This window comes from Cedecea neteri, assembly GCF_000757825.1.
GTDB classification, from domain to species: domain Bacteria; phylum Pseudomonadota; class Gammaproteobacteria; order Enterobacterales; family Enterobacteriaceae; genus Cedecea; species Cedecea selenatireducens.
In genome coordinates, this window is the sequence record NZ_CP009451.1 from 1,911,789 (window position 1) to 1,933,608 (window position 21,820).

The window sequence follows — 21,820 nt, forward strand, 5'->3', positions numbered from 1 at the left end:
GACGAATACTCTAAATAATCCGCTTTGCGGCTAAGTAAAATGGAAAAAGTATGAAGAACTGGAGAACGCTGCTTCTTGGTGTCGCCCTCGTAGCGAACACGGCTTTTGCAGCCCCGCAGGTTGTCGACAAAGTAGCAGCCGTAGTCAATAACGGCGTAGTCCTTGAAAGCGATGTTGACGGCTTAATGCAGTCGGTCAAAATGAACTCACGCGACGCGGGGCAACAGCTTCCCGATGACGCGACGCTGCGCCACCAAATCGTTGAACGTCTGATCATGGATCAAATCATCCTGCAGATGGGTCAGAAGATGGGCGTGAAGATAACCGACGATGAGCTCGATCAGGCCATCGCCAACATCGCCAAACAGAACAACATGACCATGGATCAGATGCGTAGCCGTCTGGCCTATGATGGCGTGAACTACAGCACCTACCGCAGCCAGATTCGTAAAGAGATGACGATTTCGGAAGTGCGTAACAACGAAGTGCGCCGTCGCGTTTCCATTCTGCCGCAGGAAGTTGACTCCCTGGCGCAGCAGGTCGGTAACCAGAACGACAGCAGCACCGAGCTGAACCTGAGCCACATTTTGATTGCCCTGCCTGAAAACCCAAGCTCCGCTCAGGTTGATGACGCAGAAAAGCAGGCACGTAACGTGGTCGATCAGGCTCGTAACGGCGCCGACTTCGGCAAACTCGCTATCAGCTATTCGGCCGATCAGCAGGCGCTGAAAGGCGGCCAGATGGGTTGGGGTCGTATTCAGGAGCTGCCTTCAATTTTTGCCCAGGCATTAAGCACGGCGAAGAAAGGCGACATCATCGGGCCGATTCGTTCAGGCGTGGGCTTCCATATCCTGAAAGTTAACGACCTGCGCGGCCAGAGCCAGAATATTTCGGTTACCGAAGTTCACGCTCGTCACATCCTGCTGAAAACGTCACCGATCCTGAACGATACTCAGGCACGCCAGAAACTGGAGCAGATTTCTGCTGATATTAAGAGCGGAAAAACGACGTTCGCTGCGGCGGCAAAAGAGTTCTCTGACGATCCGGGCTCAGCAAATCAGGGCGGCGATCTGGGTTGGGCGGCAACGGATATTTATGACCCAGCCTTCCGTGATGCGCTGCAGAAGCTGAACAAAGGCCAGATGAGCGCGCCGGTGCACTCTTCCTTTGGCTGGCACCTGATCGAACTGCTGGACACCCGCAAAGTCGACAGAACCGATGCGGCACAAAAAGATCGTGCCTACCGCATGCTGTTCAACCGCAAGTTCTCCGAAGAAGCGCAAACCTGGATGCAGGAACAGCGCGCCAGCGCTTACGTGAAAATCATAGGCAGCAATGGCTAACATCTTTCGTGTGACCATCACTCCCGGCGAACCCGCCGGGATTGGTCCCGACCTGGTCGTCGCGTTAGCGCAACGCGACTGGCCCGTTGAACTGGTCGTCTGCGCTTCTCCCGAATTGTTACTCTCCAGAGCATCCCTGCTCGGCCTCCCACTGACGCTACAGCCTTTCCAGGCCGATCAACCGGCAAAACCACAGGCCGCAGGCACGCTGACCGTGCTGCCCGTTGAACTGCGCGCGTCGGTCGTTCCGGGGCAGCTGGATGTGCGTAACAGCGCTTATGTGGTTGAGACGCTGGCTCGCGCCTGCGATGGCTGTCTGAGCGGAGAGTTTGCAGCCCTGATTACCGGTCCGGTGCATAAAGGCATCATCAACGATGCCGGCATTCCGTTTATCGGCCATACCGAGTTCTTTGAAGAACGTTCGCACAGCGAAAAAGTGGTGATGATGCTGGCGACGGAAGAGCTTCGCGTTGCCCTGGCCACCACACACCTGCCGCTGAAAGCAATTTCTGACGCCATTACGCCGGATTTGCTACGCCAGATTGTCACCATCCTGTATCATGACCTGCAGACCAAATTTGGTATCCCGCAGCCGCATGTGCTGGTCTGCGGTCTCAATCCGCACGCCGGGGAAGGTGGCCATATGGGCACCGAAGAGATAGACACCATTATCCCGGTGTTAAATGAGATGCGCGCTTTAGGGATGCACCTTTCTGGCCCACTTCCGGCAGATACGCTATTCCAGCCCAAATACCTCGATAGTGCTGACGCCGTACTGGCGATGTATCACGATCAGGGGCTGCCCGTGTTGAAATACCAGGGCTTCGGCCGCGCGGTGAATATCACTCTGGGATTACCTTTTATCCGCACATCGGTTGACCACGGCACGGCTCTAGAGCTGGCAGGCCAGGGAAAAGCCGACGTCGGCAGTTTTATTACGGCGCTTAATCTCGCCATTAAAATGATTGTTAATAGTCAATGAATACTCGAGTCCACCAGGGCCACCTTGCCCGCAAACGTTTTGGACAAAACTTCCTTAATGACCAGTTCGTTATCGACAGTATTGTCTCCGCTATTAATCCACAGCCAGGCCAGGCGATGGTCGAAATCGGGCCGGGCCTCGGGGCCTTAACCGAGCCGGTGGGTGAACGCATGGATAAAATGACCGTTATCGAACTGGACCGCGATCTCGCCGCCCGTTTGCAAACGCATCCGTTCCTTGCACCTAAGCTGACAATTTATCAGCAGGACGCCATGACCATGGATTTCGGCGAGCTTTCGCAGAAAATCGGCCAGCCGTTGCGCGTCTTTGGTAACCTGCCATATAACATCTCTACGCCGCTGATGTTCCACCTCTTTAGCTATACTGATGCTATTGCGGACATGCACTTCATGCTGCAAAAAGAGGTGGTTAACCGCCTGGTTGCCGGACCAAACAGTAAAGCTTACGGTCGTCTGTCGGTGATGGCGCAGTACTATTGCAACGTCATTCCTGTGCTTGAAGTACCGCCTACGGCGTTCACTCCAGCACCGAAGGTAGACTCTGCCGTCGTGCGTCTGGTGCCACACGCCACCTTACCGAATCCGGTAAAAGAGCTGCGCGTGCTGAGCCGCATCACTACGGAAGCATTTAATAAGCGTCGTAAAACGATCCGTAATAGCCTTGGCCACCTGTTCAGTGCCGAAGTGCTGGCGGAGCTGGGCGTCGATGCTACACTGCGTGCAGAAAACATTTCCGTTGCTCAGTACTGCAAGCTTGCAAACTATCTGGCTGATAACCCACAGCAGCCGTCGGAGAGCTAAACCATGCTTGATTCGCCCCGCGTATGTGTTCAGGTACAAAGCTTTTATATTGAGTCGCAGTCCTCGCCCGAGGACGAGCGTTTCGTATTTGCGTACACCGTCACTATCCGCAACCTGGGGCGAACGGCGGTTCAGCTACTTGGCCGTTACTGGTTGATCACCAACGGTAACGGTCGGGAAACCGAGGTTCAGGGCGAAGGTGTTGTTGGCGAGCAGCCGCACATTGAGCCGGGTAACGACTACCAGTACACCAGCGGAGCGGTCATCGAAACGCCGCTCGGCACTATGCAGGGCCATTACACAATGGTCGATGCGCAGGGAGAGGCCTTCAAGGTCGAGATTCCCGTTTTCCGTCTGGCCATTCCAACCTTCATTCACTGATACCATGTCTACATATCTGATTGGCGATGTTCACGGCTGCTACGATGAACTGATCGCGTTATTGCAGCAGGTTAATTTCAATCCTGAAGAAGATACGCTCTGGCTGACGGGCGACCTGGTGGCCAGGGGCCCTGCTTCTCTGGAGGTGCTGCGCTATGTTCGCAGCCTTGGGGACAGCGTACGTATGGTGCTTGGGAACCACGACCTGCATCTGCTGGCCGTGTTTGCGGGCATCAGCCGTAACAAGCCTAAAGACCGTATCACGCCGCTGCTGGAAGCCCCGGACGCCGACGAGCTTCTTAACTGGCTTCGCCGCCAGCCGCTCATTCAGGTGGATGAGGAGAAAAAACTCGTCATGTCGCACGCAGGGATCACGCCGCAGTGGGATATCGAAACCGCGCAGGCCTGTGCGCGTGACGTAGAGGCCGTTTTGTCGAGCGACAGCTATCCGCTCTTCCTGGACGCAATGTATGGCGATATGCCAAACAACTGGTCCAGCGATCTGTCCGGCCTGGCACGCCTGCGTTTCATCACCAACTCGCTCACCCGCATGCGCTACTGCTTCCCTAACGGCCAGCTGGATATGTACTGCAAAGATACGCCAGAGAAGGCGCCTTCGCCGCTGAAGCCCTGGTTTGCAATTCCCGGCCCCGTCACCGCCGAATATTCCGTGGCCTTTGGTCACTGGGCATCTTTAGAAGGGAAAGGCGCGCCGGAAGGCATCTATGCGCTGGATACGGGATGCTGCTGGGGGGGAGATCTGACCTGCCTGCGCTGGGAAGATAAAAGCTGGTTCGTACAGCCTTCAAACCGCCAGCAGGATAGCGATGAAGGTCAGGCGGCCGTCGCCTCCTGAGACAGAGCTCTCTCCCTGGCGGGAGAGAGCTAAAAACTTAGCGACGTTCCAGAATTTCGAAGCAGTAGCCGTGCGAGTTGTTATCGTCGGCATCATGGAATTCGCTGAAGGTTGACTGCCATTCGTCAGGATCGTAATCCGGGAAATGCGTGTCCCCTTCCACTTCCGCATCAATGTGGGTCAGGTAAAGGCGCTGCGCCTTCGGCAGAAACTGTTCGTACACACGCCCACCGCCAATCACCATGATTTCTTCGGCATCGCCACAGGCTTTGATGGCCTCTTCAACCGATGTCACCCACTCAACGCGATCGTCATTTCCAGCTTTGCTGCTGATGACGATGTTTTTACGTCCCGGCAGCGGGCGGCCAATCGACTCCCAGGTCAGGCGTCCCATAACGACGGGCTTGTTTAGCGTATTGCGCTTGAACCAGGCCAGGTCACCAGGCAAATCCCATGGCATGGCGTTTTCCATACCGATAACGCGATCTACCGCTAAAGCAGCAATCAGACTGATCATTCGTATAACCTAAGGATGATGAAAAAAATTGCCGCCACTATACGGAAAGCGCAATCTTTCGTCGACAGGGGGTGAGCCGCGTAACGAGAATTTTTTTTATTCTGCGCCGCCCGGAGCGCCTAAATATTCAACTGCGGGATATGGAACAAGGGGTTAGCGTTAACCCCCGTTCACTATAAGGAAAAGTAAATATTTTTCAGCAACATCACTCTGCCGGCCTGGCCGGGGGTTCGTCAGAAAGTTTGCCGCTGTGAAGGCCTTCTTTGGTGCCCTGCCAGCCGTCTTGCTGAATAACGTGCAGGTGCGCCCGATCCTCGTTAATCACCTCTGTCAGCATGGCGCTGTTACGCTTAAAGACGTCCGCCCGCTCGGCGGTCTTATCGTCGGTGGGCACCATCTCTTCAAGCATCTGCAGGTTAAAGCGACGGAAGTGATCGGCCCTTTCTCGTGCCTCGTATTTCCCTACGCCCAAACCTTCCAGCGCACGGCGGCCAATCTTCAGCGAGCTTTCAAACGTTTCACGTTCCGGCATCTCTACACCCGCCTGACGCAGGCGAATGTAGTGATTAATGTCGCGCGCCCTGGCAAGAATCTGCAGATGGGGGAAATGCTCTTTCGCCAGCTCCGTGAGCTGCATATTCGCTTCGGGATCGTCAATGGCGTTAATCAGCACTTCAGCGCCCGCTGCGCCGGCGGACTCAAGCAGGTCAACGCGGGTGGCATCACCATAAAACACTTTTGTACCGAATTTTCGCAGCGTTTCAATATGGTCTGGATCGTGATCCAGGATGACTACGTTCACGCCGCTGGTCAGCAGTAAACGACCTGCAATCTGCCCAAAGCGCCCGAAGCCGGCAATGATGACCCGAGGCTGCTCTTCATCAATCTCGTCGGCTTCTCCTGCCTGCTCGCTTCCCGTTTTCTCCAGCCGGTTCAGTAACACCAGCAGCAGAGGCGTCGCCGCCATCGAGAGCGCCACGGTAAGGGTCAGCGATTTAGACCAGCCGTCGTCCAGCACCTGCGCCATATGCGCCGCGCCGAAGATAACAAAGGCAAACTCACTTCCCTGCCCCAGCAAAGCGGCAAACCAGCGCCGCTGCCTGCGTGGCACCTTCAGCGGCTTAGCCACCAGCCAGAGCATCAGCGTTTTAATCATCAGGAAGCCGACCAGCAGGATGAGAATGCGTAGCGGATTTTCGAGTAACGTCCCGAAGTCGATGGACATCCCCACGCCGATAAAGAACAGCCCAAGCAGCAGGCCTTTAAACGGTTCGATATCGCTTTCCAGCGCGTGTCGATATTCGGAGCTGGCTAACAGCACTCCGGCCAGAAACGCCCCCATCGCCATCGACAATCCGGCCTCTTCTAACAGAAGGCCAAAGCCAAAGACCAGGAAAAGCGCAACGGCACTGAACACTTCACGCAGCCCGGAACGCGCCACAAACCGCAGCACTGGCCGGGTCACATAGCGGCCAAGCAGCACGACCAGGGCGAGCGCAGCAACCACCTTAAGCGCGGAAATTAAGAAGGTTGCAAAGGTCATCGTGCCGCCACTGCTGGCCAGCAGCGGGATCATTGCCACCAAAGGAATCGCGGCAATATCCTGGAACAGCAGCACCGCAAACGCGCTGCGCCCCATTGGCGTAACGGTCAGGTTACGCTCGTTCATTGCCTGCATAGCAATCGCGGTCGATGAGAGGGCAAGCGTCAGGCCGATAAGCAACGCTATCTTCCAGTCGAGCCCCATCACGATACAGAAAGCGCCCAGCGCCAGCCCGCAGCCCGCCATCTGGAGGAAACCGCCGCCAAACACCGAGGCACGAAGCGTCCATAACCGCTGCGGATCAAGCTCCAGCCCGATGACAAAGAGCATCAGCACCACGCCAATCTCGGCAAAATGCAGAATAGTTTCGGCATCCGTCACCAGCCGCAGCCCCCACGGCCCGATAATACAGCCGGCTATCAGGTAGCCAAGTACCGATCCCAGCCCGAGCCTTACGGCAATCGGCACGATAAGCGCGGCTGAACCGAGGTAAATAAGCGCCTGAATTAAGCTATGGCTATCCACGGCGAGCCTCCTGCCAGTCAATTAAGCGTTGCTTATAGTCGTCCGCCTGGCGGGCAAGCGTGAATTCGTCGCAAACGAAGGTGAAGTGAATGGCAAAACTCGGTAGCCAGTTCATGCCGCAGTAAAGCGCTGTCGCCTGCAATGGCTGGGCAAGAACGTCAAATCCGGGGTGGTCACCCAGCTCGAAATGCTTTTCGCTTCCGCCGGTTGTTACCGCCCAGATAACGTCCTTACCGTGCAGAGCGTTCCCGCCCTTACCGTATGCCCAGCCGTGTGAGAGGACTTTATCTATCCACAGTTTCATCAGCGGCGGCACGCTATACCACTGCATAGGATGCTGCCAGATAACCAAATCAGCACGGCTCAACGCCTGCTGCTCAGCGGCAATATCAATGTTGAAGTCGGGATAAAGTTCGTAGAGGGAACGAATCTCTACCCCCGGCAGCGTTTTCGCCCGCTCAATCATTTGCCTGTTGGCGTGCGAATGCTGGGGATAGGGATGCGCATAAATTATAAGAATCATTGTTAAGCCTGTCTTCACTACTGCCTTTAATGACAGTGAGTTTAGTCAGTTAATCGACAGGCTAACAGTCAATATTGCTGAGCGTGTTGTTGGATATTTCTTAACTAGTTATCCAGCTCGCTCATCTCTTTCACCTGGTCACGGTTGATCTGCTCGGTTTTCCCCGTTTCGGCATTTTTGTAAGACACCAGGCCGGTATCTTTATCTACCTGCGGTTTGCCATCGGTCACAATCGTTTTGCCATCGCTAGTTTTAACGGCCTGATTCGACGAGCAGCCTGCTACGGTCAGAAGCGTTACGGCAGCGAAAAGGGAAGCGAGTAAAGTATGTTTCTGCATGGTGTTCTCCCAGCGTGTTAGTCATTTTCAGTTGTGTGCAGGTTAACTGTAGACTATCTCGCTGAGGCTGAAGCAAAAACGGCCTCTTTTCAGAGGCCGTTGGCGTTGTTTTCGGAATATTCTTTCAGGCTGATGAGTATCAGCCCTTAATCTGCGCGTGCATTTCCTGCACCGAGATCACCTTCTCGGTGGCATCTGCGTTCAGCGCCATCGCCGTAGCGAAGCCGCCGTTCAGCGTGGTGTCGTAATGCACTTTGTACTGCAGCGCGCTGCGGCGAATCAGCTTGGAATCTTCAATCGCCTGGCGGCCCGCGGTGGTGTTGATGATGTAGGTGTATTCGCCATTCTTGATACGGTCCTGAATGTGCGGACGCCCTTCATGCACCTTGTTCACCAGGCGTGGATTGATGCCAGCTTCACCCAGAACAATCGCGGTACCGTGGGTAGCATCCAGCTCGAAGCCCTGTTTCAGCAGCTTAGCGGCCAGGTCTACTACGCGCTCTTTATCGCCCTCACGCACGGAGAGAAGCGCGCGGCCCGGCTTACGCATCGTGGACTGGCTGCCCAGCATCGCTTTAGAGAAAGCTTCAGCGAAGGTACGGCCCACGCCCATCACTTCCCCGGTAGAGCGCATTTCTGGCCCTAACAGCGGGTCAACGCCTGGGAATTTGTTGAACGGCAGCACCACTTCTTTCACCGAGTAGTACGGTGGAATGATTTCTTTGGTCACGCCCTGCTCAACCAGCGTTTTACCTGCCATGACGCGAGCGGCAACTTTCGCCAGCGGCACGCCTGTTGCTTTGGAAACAAACGGCACGGTACGCGCGGCACGCGGGTTAACTTCAATCAGGTAAACCTCGTTGTCCTTCACCGCAAACTGCACGTTCATCAGACCGCGCACCTGCAGCTCGAAGGCCAGCTTCTGCACCTGCTGGCGCATTACGTCCTGGATTTCCTGGCTCAAAGTGTAAGCCGGCAGAGAACACGCAGAGTCACCGGAGTGAACGCCCGCCTGCTCAATGTGTTCCATGATGCCGCCAATCAGTACGGTTTCACCGTCACAAATGGCGTCCACGTCCACTTCAACCGCGTCATCAAGGAAGCGGTCGAGCAACACCGGGGCGTCGTTAGAGACGCTAACCGCAGTCTGGAAGTAGCGGCGAAGGTCCGCTTCATCGTAGACGATTTCCATCGCACGGCCGCCCAGCACGTAAGAAGGACGAACCACCAGCGGGTAACCAATCTGCACGGCTTTCTCTACGGCCTGCTCAATGGCCGTCACGGTGGCGTTAGCAGGCTGCTTCAGCTTCAGGCGTTCAACGGCATGCTGGAAGCGCTCACGGTCTTCCGCACGGTCGATAGCATCCGGGCTGGTGCCGATAACCGGCACACCGGCCGCTTCCAGCGCACGAGCCAGCTTCAGCGGAGTCTGGCCGCCATACTGCACGATAACGCCCTTCGGTTTCTCAACGCGGACGATTTCCAGCACGTCTTCCAGAGTCACCGGCTCAAAGTAGAGGCGGTCGGAAGTGTCGTAGTCGGTGGAGACGGTTTCCGGGTTGCAGTTAACCATGATGGTTTCGTAACCATCTTCGCGCAGCGCCAGAGAGGCGTGTACGCAGCAATAGTCGAACTCAATGCCCTGGCCGATGCGGTTTGGACCACCGCCCAGCACCATGATTTTATCGCGGTCGTTGTTCGGGTTAGCTTCACACTCATCTTCGTACGTGGAGTACATGTAAGCGGTGTCGGTAGCAAACTCTGCCGCACAGGTATCCACGCGCTTATAGACAGGGTGCAGGTTATATTGCTCACGCAGTTTGCGAACTTCGGATTCACGAACGCCAGCCAGTTTCGCCAGACGCGCATCCGCAAAACCTTTGCGCTTCAGCATCCGCAGGAAGTCGTGGGTCAGGCCGGTGATACCAATTTCAGCCACCTGCTCTTCCAGGCGCACCAGCTCTTCAATCTGCACCAGGAACCAGCGGTCGATGTTGGTCAGGTTGAACACGCCGTCTACGGACAGGCCCGCACGGAACGCGTCTGCCACATACCAGATACGCTCGGCGCCTGCGTCTTTCAGCTCGCGACGAATTTTGGTCAGCGCTTCCGGGTCATCCAGGCTGACTTTCGGGTCAAAGCCCATGGCACCAACTTCCAGGCCACGCAGCGCTTTCTGCAGGGACTCTTGCTGGGTGCGGCCGATAGCCATGACTTCACCCACGGATTTCATCTGGGTGGTCAGGCGGTCGTTTGCGCCGGCAAATTTCTCGAAGTTAAAGCGAGGGATCTTGGTCACGACATAGTCGATGGAAGGCTCGAAGGAAGCCGGAGTGCGGCCGCCGGTGATGTCGTTCATCAGCTCGTCGAGGGTATAACCTACCGCCAGCTTCGCGGCAACTTTTGCAATCGGGAAGCCCGTTGCTTTAGACGCCAGCGCGGAGGAACGGGACACGCGTGGGTTCATCTCGATGATGATCAGGCGGCCAGTCTTCGGGTTAACGGAGAACTGAACGTTTGAGCCCCCGGTTTCCACGCCGATCTCACGCAGCACCGCCATCGAGGCGTTACGCATGATTTGGTATTCTTTATCGGTCAGCGTTTGCGCTGGCGCCACGGTAATTGAGTCACCGGTATGAATGCCCATCGGGTCGAAGTTTTCGATAGAGCAGACGATGATGCAGTTGTCGTTTTTATCACGCACCACTTCCATCTCGTACTCTTTCCAGCCGATCAGCGATTCATCAATCAGCAGCTCTTTGGTTGGGGAGAGATCCAGGCCGCGCTCGCAAATCTCTTCAAATTCTTCGCGGTTATAGGCGATACCGCCGCCGGAGCCACCCATAGTAAAGGAGGGGCGGATGATGCACGGATAGCCCACGTCGGCCGCAACGGCCAGCGCTTCTTCCATATTATGTGCAATGCCGGAGCGCGCGGTGTCGAGGCCGATTTTTTTCATCGCGATGTCGAAGCGACGGCGATCTTCAGCCTTGTCGATAGCGTCTGCGGTGGCGCCGATCATGGTGACGCCGAACTCTTCCAGCACGCCCTGGCGCTCAAGCTCCAGCGCACAGTTCAGCGCGGTCTGGCCGCCCATGGTTGGCAGCACCGCGTCCGGGCGCTCTTTTTCGATGATTTTGCGCACCACTTCCCAGTGAATAGGCTCGATGTAGGTCGCATCAGCCATTTCCGGGTCGGTCATGATGGTTGCCGGGTTGGAGTTCACCAGAATAACGCGGTAACCCTCTTCACGCAGCGCTTTACAAGCCTGAGCACCAGAGTAGTCGAACTCACAGGCCTGGCCGATAACAATCGGGCCGGCACCGAGGATCAGGATGCTTTTTATATCTGTACGTTTTGGCATTTTATTTCGCTCCTGATTATTTAGCGGTGTTACGGTATTGCTCGATAAGTTCGATAAAGTGGTCGAACAGCGGCGCGGCATCGTGCGGCCCCGGGCTGGCTTCAGGGTGGCCCTGGAAGCTGAACGCGGCTTTATCGGTGCGATGGATGCCCTGAAGGGTGCCATCGAACAGAGATTTGTGCGTTACACGCAGGTTGGCAGGCAGCGTCGTCTCATCCACCGCAAAACCGTGGTTCTGGGCGGTGATCATCACGCAGTCTTTATCCAGGTCTTTCACCGGGTGGTTACCGCCGTGGTGACCAAACTTCATCTTCACGGTGTTAGCGCCGCTCGCCAGCGCCAGCAGCTGGTGGCCGAGGCAAATCCCAAAGACAGGAATGTCTGTCTCCAGGAAGGATTTGATTGCGCTAATGGCGTAGTCGCAAGGTGCCGGGTCGCCAGGGCCGTTAGAAAGGAAGATGCCATCCGGGTTCATCTTCAACACTTCTTCCGCCGGCGTTTGTGCCGGAACAACCGTCAGGCGGCAGCCTCTGTCGACTAACATGCGCAGAATATTGCGTTTTGCGCCGTAGTCATAAGCCACTACGTGGAAAGGTAAATCTTCTGCTTTTGCCGCTTCCGGCAGATTGCCTTCAAGGGTCCAGCTCCCCTGCTGCCAGGTGTAAGCTTCTTTGGTCGTCACTTCTTTGGCGAGGTCCATGCCGTTCAGGCCAGGGAACGCTTTCGCTTTTTCCAGCGCCAGGGCCGCGTCTACGTTATCGCCCGCGATAATGCAGCCGTTCTGAGCGCCTTTTTCACGCAGCAGGCGGGTCAGCTTGCGGGTATCGATATCGGCAATGGCCACAATGTTATGGCGCTTAAGGTAAGAAGAAAGGTCTTCGGTGCTTCTGAAGTTGCTGGCAATCAGCGGCAGGTCACGAATGACGAGGCCTTGCGCATGGACCTGGGAGGATTCTTCGTCGGCTTCATTGGTGCCGACATTGCCGATATGAGGATAAGTAAGAGTGACGATCTGGCGGGAGTAGGAAGGATCAGTGAGGATTTCTTGATAACCGGTCAATGAGGTATTGAAAACGACTTCACCCACTGCCGTACCCGATGCCCCAATGGCCCGACCGTGGAATTGGGTTCCGTCTTCCAGAACCAACAGCGCTGACTTAATCAAAACGTCCTCCAGGGAATAAACATTCAATTTATTCGCATATTAATTCAAAACTAACGACTGAATCAAATGCAAAAAGCGTCTGCCCTACGGATTTTTGGCAAACGGCGGCATTCTAGAGACAAGCCGGTCGAAAGTCTACCTTAAGACGAAGTTTTTATGTCTATTTCGCCGCTCAGAGTAAAAATATCTGATTCGAGGGTCAAAATAACCAGCTAACCAGGGAAAAGTAATCGGTTGCCGGCTATGAATAGTGGAAAAGTGATGGGATAGCAGTGAAAAAGTAGACCAGATGGTCAAAATTAACATTACAACAACACAAAAAAGAGAGATAACCGCTAATTTTAAGCATAAATAAACACTTAAGAAGCAAGTAGCTTATAAAAACAAAAGGGTGATATAAATCACCCTAAAATCAATCAATTAAAAACAAACAACCACATTTATAAGGATAGGTTTAACTACAAATTATTGAGATCAAGCACGTCTCTCATATCAAAAATACCGTTCTTTTTACCTTTAAGCCACGAAGCGGAACGAACCGCGCCATTAGCAAAGGTCATGCGGCTTGAAGCCTTATGGGTAATCTCAACGCGCTCCCCAATATCTGCAAACATCGCGGTATGCTCCCCGACAATGTCGCCCGCACGCACGGTAGCAAAACCAATTGTGCCAGGCACTCGCTCACCGGTATGCCCTTCCCGAGAGTAAACCGCGCAGTCTTTGAGATCTTTGTCCATCGCCTGGGCAATAGCCTCGCCCATTGCCAGCGCGGTGCCGGAGGGAGCGTCCACTTTGTAACGGTGATGCGCCTCAATGATTTCGATATCGGTGTAATCGCCCATGACCCTGGCCGCTTTCTCGAGCAGCTTCAGCATCACGTTCACGCCCACGCTAAAGTTCGCCGCGAAGACAATCGGGATCTCACGCGCCGCATCGTTAATAGCCTGCTTGCCGGCATCATCAAAACCCGTCGTGCCGATAACCATGCCTTTGCCATGCTTGAGGCAAAATGCGAGGTGAGCCAGCGTCCCTTCCGGGCGGGTAAAATCAATAAAGACGTCGAAATCATTAGCTACCGCGTCCAGGCTATCGCTCACCAGCACGCCGGTTTTAGCCGCACCGGCCAGTTCACCCGCGTCGCTGCCGACCAGAGAAGATCCCGGGCGCTCAAGCGCAGCGCCAAGCTGGACGCCGTCCAGCTGCAGAGCCGCCTGAATTAACTGGCGCCCCATACGGCCGCCCGCTCCCGCGATGGCTACGCGAATCTGTGCATCATGCATATCATTACTCTTTGGTTAAATAATTCGTAGAAACGCTCTCAGGTTAACCAGCCCGCTGCCGGGCCGCCAGCCGAAAACACCCATAATTAGAATTTACTGTCATGGCCCGTCAGTTATCAATAACGGACATTAAAACCATTTAATTAATAAGGCTTAATTCTGACTAAAACCGCATGACTCGCGGACGATAAGCGTCGGCGGCAAAATAATTCTTTTTGCCGGCTCATCGTTTCCCTGAATTCGGCTATAAAGCAGCTCTCCTGCTTTGCGGCCAATCTCTTTAGCGGCGACAGAGACCGTGGTAAGCGCAGGCTGTACCAGCGATGCTTCGGTCACGTCATCGAACCCAACGAGCGCAAAATCTTTTCCGACAACACGCCCCATCTTGCGCAGCGTCTGCATCACGCCCAGGGCGACAATATCCTGGTAACACACCGCCGCGGTGATCTGCGGGAAACGGGTAAAAAGCCCTTCTGCGACTCTGGCGCCGTCACTTTGAGAGGCCTGCGAGGCCACAATCCATTCGCTTTCAGGCTGAATATTGTGTTCCAGCAGCTTGCTGGTATACCCGCCGATACGCTGTGCCCGGCTGGTAGAGCCGTTGCTCCCGCCGATAAAAGCAATATGCCTATGCCCGAGGCGTAACAAATGCTGAGTAGCCAACTGGGTTCCCAGGAAATTATCGGTGCCAACGAAGTCGAAATCGACATCCTCAAAGGGACGAACCACCATAATCGCTGGGATGTTTCTTCTTCTCAGCGTTTCAAAGAACAGCGGCGGAGTCTCTCTCGCGCCGCAAAGCACCATGCCGCAGGCATTATTGCGCATCAGAGAGTCGACAAATTTCTGCTGGCGTGCGCAGGATTCTTCGCTGTTTGCCAGAAAAAGCAGCAGATCGTGACGCTCCATCTCATGGCTTAGCCCGGCGGTCATTTCACCATAAAAAGGGTTGGTAATATCATGCAGTAGCAGCCCCACCTGATTACTGGTTCTGTTACGCAAATTGGCGGCGGTCTGGTTATACACATACCCCATCTCATCCAGCGTGAGTAATACCCGCTGCCGGGTGGCATCTGAAATACGCCCACGATTTCGTAGCACCATCGATACGGTTGCGGTTGAGACACCCGCCCGCTCAGCGACCTGAGCAAGAGTTACAGAAGTCATCGGCCCTCCTTGAAATCAATATCAGCAAAGATTAATCGAATAACCTGAAACTTGCATCTTTCTATGTGAAAGCCATCACAGATAGCCGGTAAAAATCCTCATCATTGCGAAAAATGGCGGGTTAATCATGTTTACCACTCTGTTCAAAAAAGGTTAATCGATTAATCTTATTTTAAATGAAAACAGGGAGTACTTATGAAACAGGCAGCGTATAACAAATTTCCTGAAGTCCAGGTTGCTGAGTATGCCGGCCACGCCTGCCAGGGCTGGGAGGCGATCGCCCAGGCGGTAAAGTCGACGCTTTCTCAAAGCGGAAAAACCGTGCTGGTGATCGATTGTTATCCAGGTGTACGCCTGGACGAGTTACGCCCACAGCTCATTGATGAGCTATGTCCGGCAAGAGTCATTAATGTCGAAGAGGCACGCCACAGCGAGCAGCATCTGCATGACCTGCTGGCCGGAAATCTGACCGACGATCGCGTTTTTGGCGTCCTCTCCTGCCACCAGCTTATCGAGTTTTTCGACGCTGAGAAGCTGGCGCAGATGCAGCATGAAATAGAGGAAATGGATGCTGGCCTGGCGGTGGTTTATGGCTCCGGTGCCGCGCTGGTTCATGAAGGTGATGTGCTGGTGTATGCCGACCTGGCGCGCTGGGAGATCCAGCAGCGTTTCCGAAGCGGCGAGCTGGGCAACTGGGGAACGGAGGATCAGCAGGAAGATATACTGCGCCGCTACAAACGCGCCTTCTTTATTGAATGGCGCGTGTTCGACCGCCATAAAACGCCATTGCTGAAACGCGCGAATTTTCTGTTGGATACCAATCAGAAGGATTCCCCAGCCCTGGTGACGGGCGAGGCACTGCGCCACGCGTTACAGCAAACAACCCGGCAGCCTTTCCGCGTCGTGCCCTTCTTCGACCCTGGAGTCTGGGGCGGACAGTGGATGAAGGAAAAATTCGATCTCGATCCCTCGAAGCCAAACTACGCATGGTGTTTTGACTGTGTGCCCGAGGAAAACAGCCTGTTACTGCGTATCGGTGACGTGCGGATCGAGATCCCCTCTCAGGATCTGGTGCTGCTCTACCCTCGCCCGCTGCTTGGCGAAAAAGTTCATGCTCGTTTTGGCGCAGAGTTCCCGATCCGCTTTGATTTTCTGGATACCGTCGGCGGTCAGAATCTCAGCTTTCAGGTTCATCCGCTGACCGAGTACATCCAACAGCATTTCGGCATGCATTACACCCAGGATGAAAGCTACTACCTGCTGGAAGCCGAGCCGGGAGCAGAGGTCTATCTGGGGACCAAAACTGGCATCAACCCGCAGGAAATGCTGGACGATCTTGCCGCCGCTCAGCGCGGTGAAAAGACCTTTGATGACGAGAAATTTGTTAATCGTTTCCCGGCGCACAAGCACGACCATTTCCTGATCCCTGCGGGTACCGTTCACTGTTCTGGCTCAGGCGCTATGGTGCTGGAAATCAGCGCCACGCCTTACATCTTCACCTTCAAACTGTGGGACTGGGGCCGATTGGGGCTGGATGGTTTACCGCGCCCCGTGCATCTGGAACACGGTGCTCAAGTTATCGACTGGCAGAGGGATACGCGCTGGGTCGAACAGCATCTGATAAACCATTTCGAGCCAATAGCCGAGGGAGATGGCTGGCACGAAGAACGAACCGGGCTTCATGAGCGTGAGTTTATTGAAACCCGGCGCCACTGGTTCAGCAAGCCGGTTACGCACCACACTCACGGTGGCGTGAACGTGCTTAATCTGGTGGAGGGCAGCGAAGCGGTGGTGGAAAGCCCAACTCACGCCTTTGAACCGTTTGTTGTTCATTATGCGGAAACATTCATCGTTCCGGCCGCCGTGGGCGAATATCGAATCTCACCTTATGGCGAGGGCGTCGGGCAGCAGCTCGCCACGATGAAAGCCTGGGTAAGGGGATAAATCATGATTAACGTCATTCTTGCAACACACGGTCCGCTGGCGGAGGCGATGCTGGCAACCGCACGCATGGTCTACGGCGAACTGCCGCACGTTTTTCCGGTTATGTTGAGCGAAACCAAGGGCATCAACGGCTTCCAGGATGAGTTTGCTGGCGTGCTTCAGCAAGCAAGCAAAGGTGCTGACGGCGTACTGGTGCTGTGCGATTTACAGAGCGGTACGCCGTGGAATGTTGCCTGCCATCATGCATTCGCTCCCTCAACGACACCGCCAATCGCGGTGCTGGGCGGCGTTAACTTCCCGATGCTGTTACTCAGCGACGAGCAAAAAACACTCACCGACGTAGAACAAGCCGCCGCCGTACTGCTTGAGCAAACGAAAGATGCGGTTGTTCAGGCTCGCCTGGTTGAAACCCAGCAATCTGATGATTTTTAAGGGGGCAAGATGAGTATTTCATTTGTACGGATTGACGACCGGGTGATCCACGGTCAGTTGATCACCCGATGGGCAAAAGAGCTGCCCTGTGACGGTATCGTGGCCATTGATGACGCCGTCGCAGCCGATCCGCTGCTTTCCTCAGTGATGAAAGGCGCGGTACAGGATACCAAAGTCTGGCTGTTCGATACCGCCACCGCCATTGAGAAGCTGCCGAAAATCATCGCCAGCGAAAAGCGCTATTTCGTGATTGGCAAGTCACCGGTCACGCTTCAGCGCATCGAGCAGGCGGGCGTCAGCCTGCAAAACGCTAACCGTAAAATTAACGTTGGGCCGATGAGCGCCCGCGCCAACACCACCACTATTGGGCCAAACCAGGCGGTCAGCGGAGAAGAAGCTTCGGCATTCGACTATCTGGCAGAGCGTGGGCATCAGATTGAGTTTCGCCTGGTGCCGGACGCAAGCTGCTATAGCTGGCAGGACGCCCGTCAAAAAATAAAATAAGGAGTGCATCATGGCTTTTGAAGCTGCGTTAATCGGCATTCTCTGTTACCTCGGTGCGCTCAGCAGCCCCTGGCTGCTCGGGCTCACCGGCGGCTGGTATCTGATTACCCGCCCGCTGGTTTCAGGCATGCTGGTGGGGTTTATCCTTGGCGATGTGCAAACCGGGATTATCATCGGCGTGGCCGTGCAGGCGGTCTACATTGCGATGGTAACCCCCGGAGGATCGATGCCGGCAGACCTTAACTTTGTCGCCTTCCCGGCGATTGCGCTGGGGATCTTATCGAATAAAGGGCCGGAAGTGGCCGTAGCGCTTGCCGCGACCATCGGCATTGCGGGCACGGTACTGTTTAACGCCATGCTGGTGCTGAACTCGTGGTGGAACCATCGGGCGGACATTGCACTGGAGAAAGGTGATGAGCGCGGTATTTACCTCAACAGCGCCATCTGGCCCCAGGCCACCAACTTCCTGATGCGCTTTGTGCCGACCTTCATCGCCGTCTATTTTGGCGCACAGTACATCAATGGATTTATGGATAGCCTGCCACACGTCGTGCTATCGACGATGAACGTGCTCGGCGGCATTCTGCCTGCGGTAGGCATCGCCATTCTGTTGAAGCAAATCATCAAAAACTACAGCATGCTGATCTACTTCCTGGTGGGCTTTATCTGCATCGTTTTCCTGAAGCTAAATATGGTGGCGCTGGTTATCGTCGGCAGCCTTTTAGCCCTAATCCATTACAACTACAAGCCAGAGCCACAGCCAGCAAATACGGCGAAACCGGCCGATGACGAGGATGAATTCTGATGGAAGATCGCAAACTCACCCGCCAGGATCTGCGCCGCTGCTGGCGCAGCTGGATGATGTATAACCTTTCTTCAATGAGCTTCGAACGCCTGGAATCCTTCGGCTTTTGCCTGAGTATGCTGCCCGTGGCGAAAAAGCTTTATCCGGATCTTCAGCAGCGTAAGGAGATGCTCAAACGGCATGCGTCGTTTTACAACACGGAACCGCAGCTGGGCGCTATCGTTAACGGCATGGTGCTGGGTCTGGAAGAGAAACGCGCCAACGGAGAACCTATCGACGGTGAAACCATCAACACCCTGAAAGTGGGGCTGATGGGGCCGGTCGCAGGGATTGGCGACTCCATGATTCCCGGTATGCTGATTCCTATCCTGTTAAGCATCGGGATGGCGCTGGCGGCAGGCGGCAATATTCTTGGACCGCTGTTCTACTGCGTGGCCTGGCTGGCAATCATTGTTCCCGGCTCGTGGTTCCTGTTCCTTAAAGGCTACCGGATGGGCTCAACGTCGGTTGAGATGCTGGTCAGCAGCAAATCAAACCGGCTGCGCGAAGCGCTTTCGCTGCTCGGCGTATTTGTGATGGGCGGCGTGGCTGCGAGCTACGTCAAATTAGGCACCGGGCTGGAGTTCATCACTAAAGACGGCGTGAATATCCATTTACAGCAAATGCTGGACGGTATTTTCCCGCAGCTTTTACCGCTGGTGGTGGTACTGGGGACCTGGTATTTGATGGCAAAACGCGGCCTGTCGCCGGTTAAGGCAATGTTGATGCTGCTGGTTATTGCAGCTCTTGGTGTCGCGGTTGGATTATTTGCAGCTTAACGTTACCCCCTCCTCCGCACGGAGGAGGGGACATTTTCAAGGGTGAAAATTCACCCACTTCTCGGCAACCATTCCCGGTTTTGAAATAAACTGAAAACGAGCCGGATCGTCCACAAATTGCTGATATAGCGGCTCATCTGTAATCCCAAACTCCCGATATTTACGCGGGGAGGTCGTGTGCAGGCGACCCGGCATATAATGTCGGTTATGCTGCCAGGCAACGTGCTCATCCTGCAAAATCGGATACCACGCCAGCCCCTTGTAGGCCCGCACCGCCTCATATTCAAAACCGTATTCCCTGTCGCACCACGCCCCAAACGTTAAAGGCTCGTGCGGCGAAGCAGAAACGGTAGCATGGGCCCAGCCGGGTGGCACCAGCACCTTATCGCCAGCTTCAGCCAATATTGCAAAGCAACGGCCCGGATCGTCGGCCACAAACTCCTGCATATAGATAATCGCCTTCCCCTGCCAGATTTCATACAGTTCGGGCGGCGACCAGCCGCTGTGAGCGCTGACCCGATGAATATGCCCCTGGCTGCGAATGGGTTCTTCGCCCAAACGCCCGGACGCATAGGTCACCACGCCAAAAAGCAACATTCGCTTCTTCAGTTCGGCAATATCACTTATCCGGGCGACGTCCATTGCAATCGCATACACCTGTTCCGGCCCTGTACATTCAGGATCCCGCAGAGAAGCTCGGATTTGATCCAGCGTGCGGATTTCAGGCAAAGGCCCCAGCGTTTCTTCGCCATAGCTGAACCCCATAGGCTGATGATGAATCAGCATATCCAGGCCGTATTTTTTTACGCTGTCAGTCATGGCTAGCCTCCGCGCGCCAGCCAGTGCCGTCGGTCTTGATCCTGACGGAAAATCCGTCCGACAGAGTGGCGTAATCATGCCCGGCAACCGTTGGCCAAACAGCAAGAGCGGAAAGAATTTCGCCGCCCGTATTGATGAGCCGGTGCGCTGTATACCCGGGAATGATATGCACGGATCCGGCGGTAACTATCTCGACCCGGGCTTCACCTCGTTCGTTTTGCAGCAGCAATAATCCGCAGCCGCGCAGGCCGAAATAGACTTCGCCCTGCTCCCGGCGCGCATGAAAATGGCCACGAGTCATAAAAAACTCATCGCCAACCCGGCCTGGGTGTACGTGAGTCACGCCGGTAAAAAGCGCACCTTCGCAAGTTTCAGTTTGCAGAACGTCAACATCATAGACAGCCTGGCCAGGCTCACATCGTTGCCAGCTTTTTGTGTCGGCAAAAACGCCAGCCAGCGCGGCTATATCGGTGGTTTTGCGGATAACGGGGCCATTTTTCAGCGCGCCCGTTTGCCATGCCACATGGGGTGGCACGAGAGTAGAAAGTGTCATGTTTATCTCCGGCCCGAGGAGAACAACTTCATCGACACACTAACAGATTAATCGATTAACCTGAAGACGAATGAACAAGCTTGCGAACGCAATCACACTCCTGGAACCGGAAGGCAGAGCTTCACCGAAATATCCCTATGCTGGCTTGTTTAGTGCATCCACTCAAGGCGCCAGCGCCAGCACCTCAGAGACCCACGCCTGAAAACCGGGAACGTCGATATCCAACGCAACCTGAGCGTTTGCCGGGCGCTCCAGGCGATGCTCCAGGTCCACAACCGTGGTTCCGCTGGTATAAGTCCCGTGCGTTTCCACCGCAACGAAACAAGGGTAAGTTTGAAACAGTTCGGGCTTAACCAGCCACGCAATGGCGGTCAAATCATGCATTCGCAGCCCGGTTTCCATGCTGCCGCTGCGGTAATGACTGAATAGCGCATGCAGCATTTTCCCGGTGCGATTCAGCTCTGGCAGGCGAGCCAGGTACTCAGGGGAAAGTATGGCCCGGCTGGTAACGTCCAGCCCGCACATGACTATCTCCAGGCCGCTCTCAAAAACACGGGCCGCGGCTTCAGGATCGATAGCGATGTTGAATTCGGCGGTCGGCGTAAAGTTCCCTCGCCCCGCAGATCCGCCCATCATGACCACACGCTTAATGCGCGCCTTGCACTCCGGGTACTGAGTCAGCAGCAAAGCGACGTTGGTCAGCGGGCCAATGGTGACCAAAGTAACCGGCTCATCGCTGTTTATCAGGCAATCGTACATAGCCTGAAATGCGGGCACCGGCAGCGCATGACGAGACGTTTCAGTAAAGACATAACCTTCCATCCCCGATTCGCCGTGCACGTAGGCAGCATCCCGCAATGGACGCAGCAGCGGTACCGAAGCGCCCCTGGCAACGGGCGTATCTTTTTGCCAAAACTCCAGCAGCTGCAGCGCATTCCGCGTGGTTTTCTCCACCGACACATTCCCGGCGACGGTGGCGATCAGTTTCAAATCCAGCTGGGGTGCAAACAGGGCCGCCGCGAGGGCAACCGCATCGTCGATACCGGGATCGGTATCAAGAATAATCGGGGTTCTGGTCATGCTTTTCTCCATAAAAAATGCCAGCGGGCATACACCAGCTGGCATCTTCTCATAAACGTA

At 55.1% G+C, this 21,820-nt stretch carries 21 protein-coding genes; 10 read left to right on the top strand and 11 right to left on the bottom strand.

The window, feature by feature from the left end; genetic code table 11:
- Positions 1-50: 50 nt before the first annotated feature.
- Genes surA through apaH form a run of 5 tightly spaced genes read left to right on the top strand, consistent with a single transcriptional unit; the run spans position 51 to position 4,383 of the window.
- Positions 51-1,343, top strand: a complete 1,293-nt coding sequence (gene surA, locus JT31_RS08715) for a peptidylprolyl isomerase SurA (RefSeq protein ID WP_038475645.1) — start codon at positions 51-53, stop codon at positions 1,341-1,343.
- On the top strand, positions 1,336-2,325 hold the full coding sequence (pdxA, locus tag JT31_RS08720) for a 4-hydroxythreonine-4-phosphate dehydrogenase PdxA (protein ID WP_038475647.1): 990 nt from the start codon (positions 1,336-1,338) through the stop codon (positions 2,323-2,325). The genes surA and pdxA overlap by 8 nt, the downstream gene beginning before the upstream one ends.
- Complete coding sequence (rsmA, locus tag JT31_RS08725) at positions 2,322-3,146, top strand: 16S rRNA (adenine(1518)-N(6)/adenine(1519)-N(6))-dimethyltransferase RsmA (protein WP_038475649.1); 825 nt, start codon at positions 2,322-2,324, stop codon at positions 3,144-3,146. The genes pdxA and rsmA overlap by 4 nt, the downstream gene beginning before the upstream one ends.
- Before the next feature lie 3 nt (positions 3,147-3,149).
- Complete coding sequence (gene apaG, locus JT31_RS08730) at positions 3,150-3,527, top strand: Co2+/Mg2+ efflux protein ApaG (protein WP_038475651.1); 378 nt, start codon at positions 3,150-3,152, stop codon at positions 3,525-3,527.
- Between the two features lie 4 nt (positions 3,528-3,531).
- On the top strand, positions 3,532-4,383 hold the full coding sequence (apaH, locus tag JT31_RS08735; protein WP_038475653.1) for a bis(5'-nucleosyl)-tetraphosphatase (symmetrical) ApaH: 852 nt from the start codon (positions 3,532-3,534) through the stop codon (positions 4,381-4,383).
- 37 nt (positions 4,384-4,420) lie between these two features.
- Here apaH and folA read toward each other — a convergent pair whose 3' ends face one another.
- The 8 genes from folA to JT31_RS08775 form a co-directional block, all read right to left on the bottom strand.
- Positions 4,421-4,900 carry a type 3 dihydrofolate reductase gene (folA, locus tag JT31_RS08740; protein WP_038475655.1) on the bottom strand — a complete coding sequence of 160 codons (480 nt, stop codon included), beginning with the start codon at positions 4,898-4,900 and terminating at the stop codon, positions 4,421-4,423.
- A 205-nt stretch (positions 4,901-5,105) separates the two neighbouring features.
- Positions 5,106-6,968, bottom strand: a complete 1,863-nt coding sequence (kefC, locus tag JT31_RS08745; protein ID WP_038475657.1) for a glutathione-regulated potassium-efflux system protein KefC — start codon at positions 6,966-6,968, stop codon at positions 5,106-5,108.
- Complete coding sequence (gene kefF / locus JT31_RS08750) at positions 6,961-7,491, bottom strand: glutathione-regulated potassium-efflux system oxidoreductase KefF (protein ID WP_038475659.1); 531 nt, start codon at positions 7,489-7,491, stop codon at positions 6,961-6,963. The genes kefC and kefF overlap by 8 nt, the downstream gene beginning before the upstream one ends.
- Positions 7,492-7,595: 104 nt before the next feature.
- Positions 7,596-7,829, bottom strand: a complete 234-nt coding sequence (locus JT31_RS08755; RefSeq protein WP_038475661.1) for a YgdI/YgdR family lipoprotein — start codon at positions 7,827-7,829, stop codon at positions 7,596-7,598.
- A gap of 139 nt (positions 7,830-7,968) precedes the next feature.
- Positions 7,969-11,193, bottom strand: a complete 3,225-nt coding sequence (gene carB / locus JT31_RS08760; RefSeq protein WP_038475663.1) for a carbamoyl-phosphate synthase large subunit — start codon at positions 11,191-11,193, stop codon at positions 7,969-7,971.
- A 16-nt stretch (positions 11,194-11,209) separates the two neighbouring features.
- Positions 11,210-12,358: a glutamine-hydrolyzing carbamoyl-phosphate synthase small subunit gene (gene carA / locus JT31_RS08765; RefSeq protein ID WP_038475665.1), complete on the bottom strand. Its 1,149-nt coding sequence runs from the start codon at positions 12,356-12,358 to the stop codon at positions 11,210-11,212.
- A gap of 458 nt (positions 12,359-12,816) precedes the next feature.
- On the bottom strand, positions 12,817-13,638 hold the full coding sequence (gene dapB / locus JT31_RS08770; protein ID WP_038475667.1) for a 4-hydroxy-tetrahydrodipicolinate reductase: 822 nt from the start codon (positions 13,636-13,638) through the stop codon (positions 12,817-12,819).
- 153 nt (positions 13,639-13,791) lie between these two features.
- On the bottom strand, positions 13,792-14,805 hold the full coding sequence (locus tag JT31_RS08775; protein ID WP_038475669.1) for a LacI family DNA-binding transcriptional regulator: 1,014 nt from the start codon (positions 14,803-14,805) through the stop codon (positions 13,792-13,794).
- Positions 14,806-15,000: 195 nt separating this feature from the next.
- Here JT31_RS08775 and JT31_RS08780 point away from each other — a divergent pair, with 195 nt between their 5' ends.
- The 5 genes from JT31_RS08780 to JT31_RS08800 are packed head-to-tail and all read left to right on the top strand — an operon-like array spanning position 15,001 to position 19,308.
- Entirely contained in the window at positions 15,001-16,749 is a 1,749-nt protein-coding gene (locus JT31_RS08780) for a class I mannose-6-phosphate isomerase (RefSeq protein WP_038475671.1), read from the top strand.
- A gap of 3 nt (positions 16,750-16,752) precedes the next feature.
- Positions 16,753-17,181 (top strand): PTS sugar transporter subunit IIA, encoded by a 429-nt coding sequence (locus tag JT31_RS08785; RefSeq protein ID WP_038475673.1) that lies wholly within the window; start codon positions 16,753-16,755, stop codon positions 17,179-17,181.
- A gap of 9 nt (positions 17,182-17,190) precedes the next feature.
- The gene (locus JT31_RS08790; RefSeq protein ID WP_038475675.1) at positions 17,191-17,685 is read left to right on the top strand and encodes a PTS system mannose/fructose/N-acetylgalactosamine-transporter subunit IIB; all 495 of its coding nucleotides are present in this window, start codon (positions 17,191-17,193) and stop codon (positions 17,683-17,685) included.
- Positions 17,686-17,695: 10 nt separating this feature from the next.
- Positions 17,696-18,490, top strand: coding sequence for a PTS mannose/fructose/sorbose/N-acetylgalactosamine transporter subunit IIC (locus tag JT31_RS08795; RefSeq protein ID WP_038475677.1), 795 nt, complete (start codon positions 17,696-17,698; stop codon positions 18,488-18,490).
- A complete protein-coding gene (locus tag JT31_RS08800; protein ID WP_038475679.1) occupies positions 18,490-19,308 on the top strand; it encodes a PTS system mannose/fructose/sorbose family transporter subunit IID in 819 nt (272 codons plus the stop codon). Before JT31_RS08795 ends, JT31_RS08800 begins: the two co-directional genes overlap by 1 nt.
- 36 nt (positions 19,309-19,344) lie before the next feature.
- Here the strand turns inward: JT31_RS08800 and JT31_RS08805 are convergent, their stop codons facing one another.
- The 3 genes from JT31_RS08805 to rihC form a co-directional block, all read right to left on the bottom strand.
- Positions 19,345-20,127 (bottom strand): glucose-6-phosphate isomerase family protein, encoded by a 783-nt coding sequence (locus JT31_RS08805; RefSeq protein ID WP_038475681.1) that lies wholly within the window; start codon positions 20,125-20,127, stop codon positions 19,345-19,347.
- Positions 20,120-20,680, bottom strand: a complete 561-nt coding sequence (locus tag JT31_RS08810) for a glucose-6-phosphate isomerase family protein (protein WP_038475683.1) — start codon at positions 20,678-20,680, stop codon at positions 20,120-20,122. Before JT31_RS08810 ends, JT31_RS08805 begins: the two co-directional genes overlap by 8 nt.
- Positions 20,681-20,842: 162 nt before the next feature.
- The gene (rihC, locus tag JT31_RS08815) at positions 20,843-21,760 is read right to left on the bottom strand and encodes a ribonucleoside hydrolase RihC (RefSeq protein ID WP_038482961.1); all 918 of its coding nucleotides are present in this window, start codon (positions 21,758-21,760) and stop codon (positions 20,843-20,845) included.
- Positions 21,761-21,820: the final 60 nt, after the last annotated feature.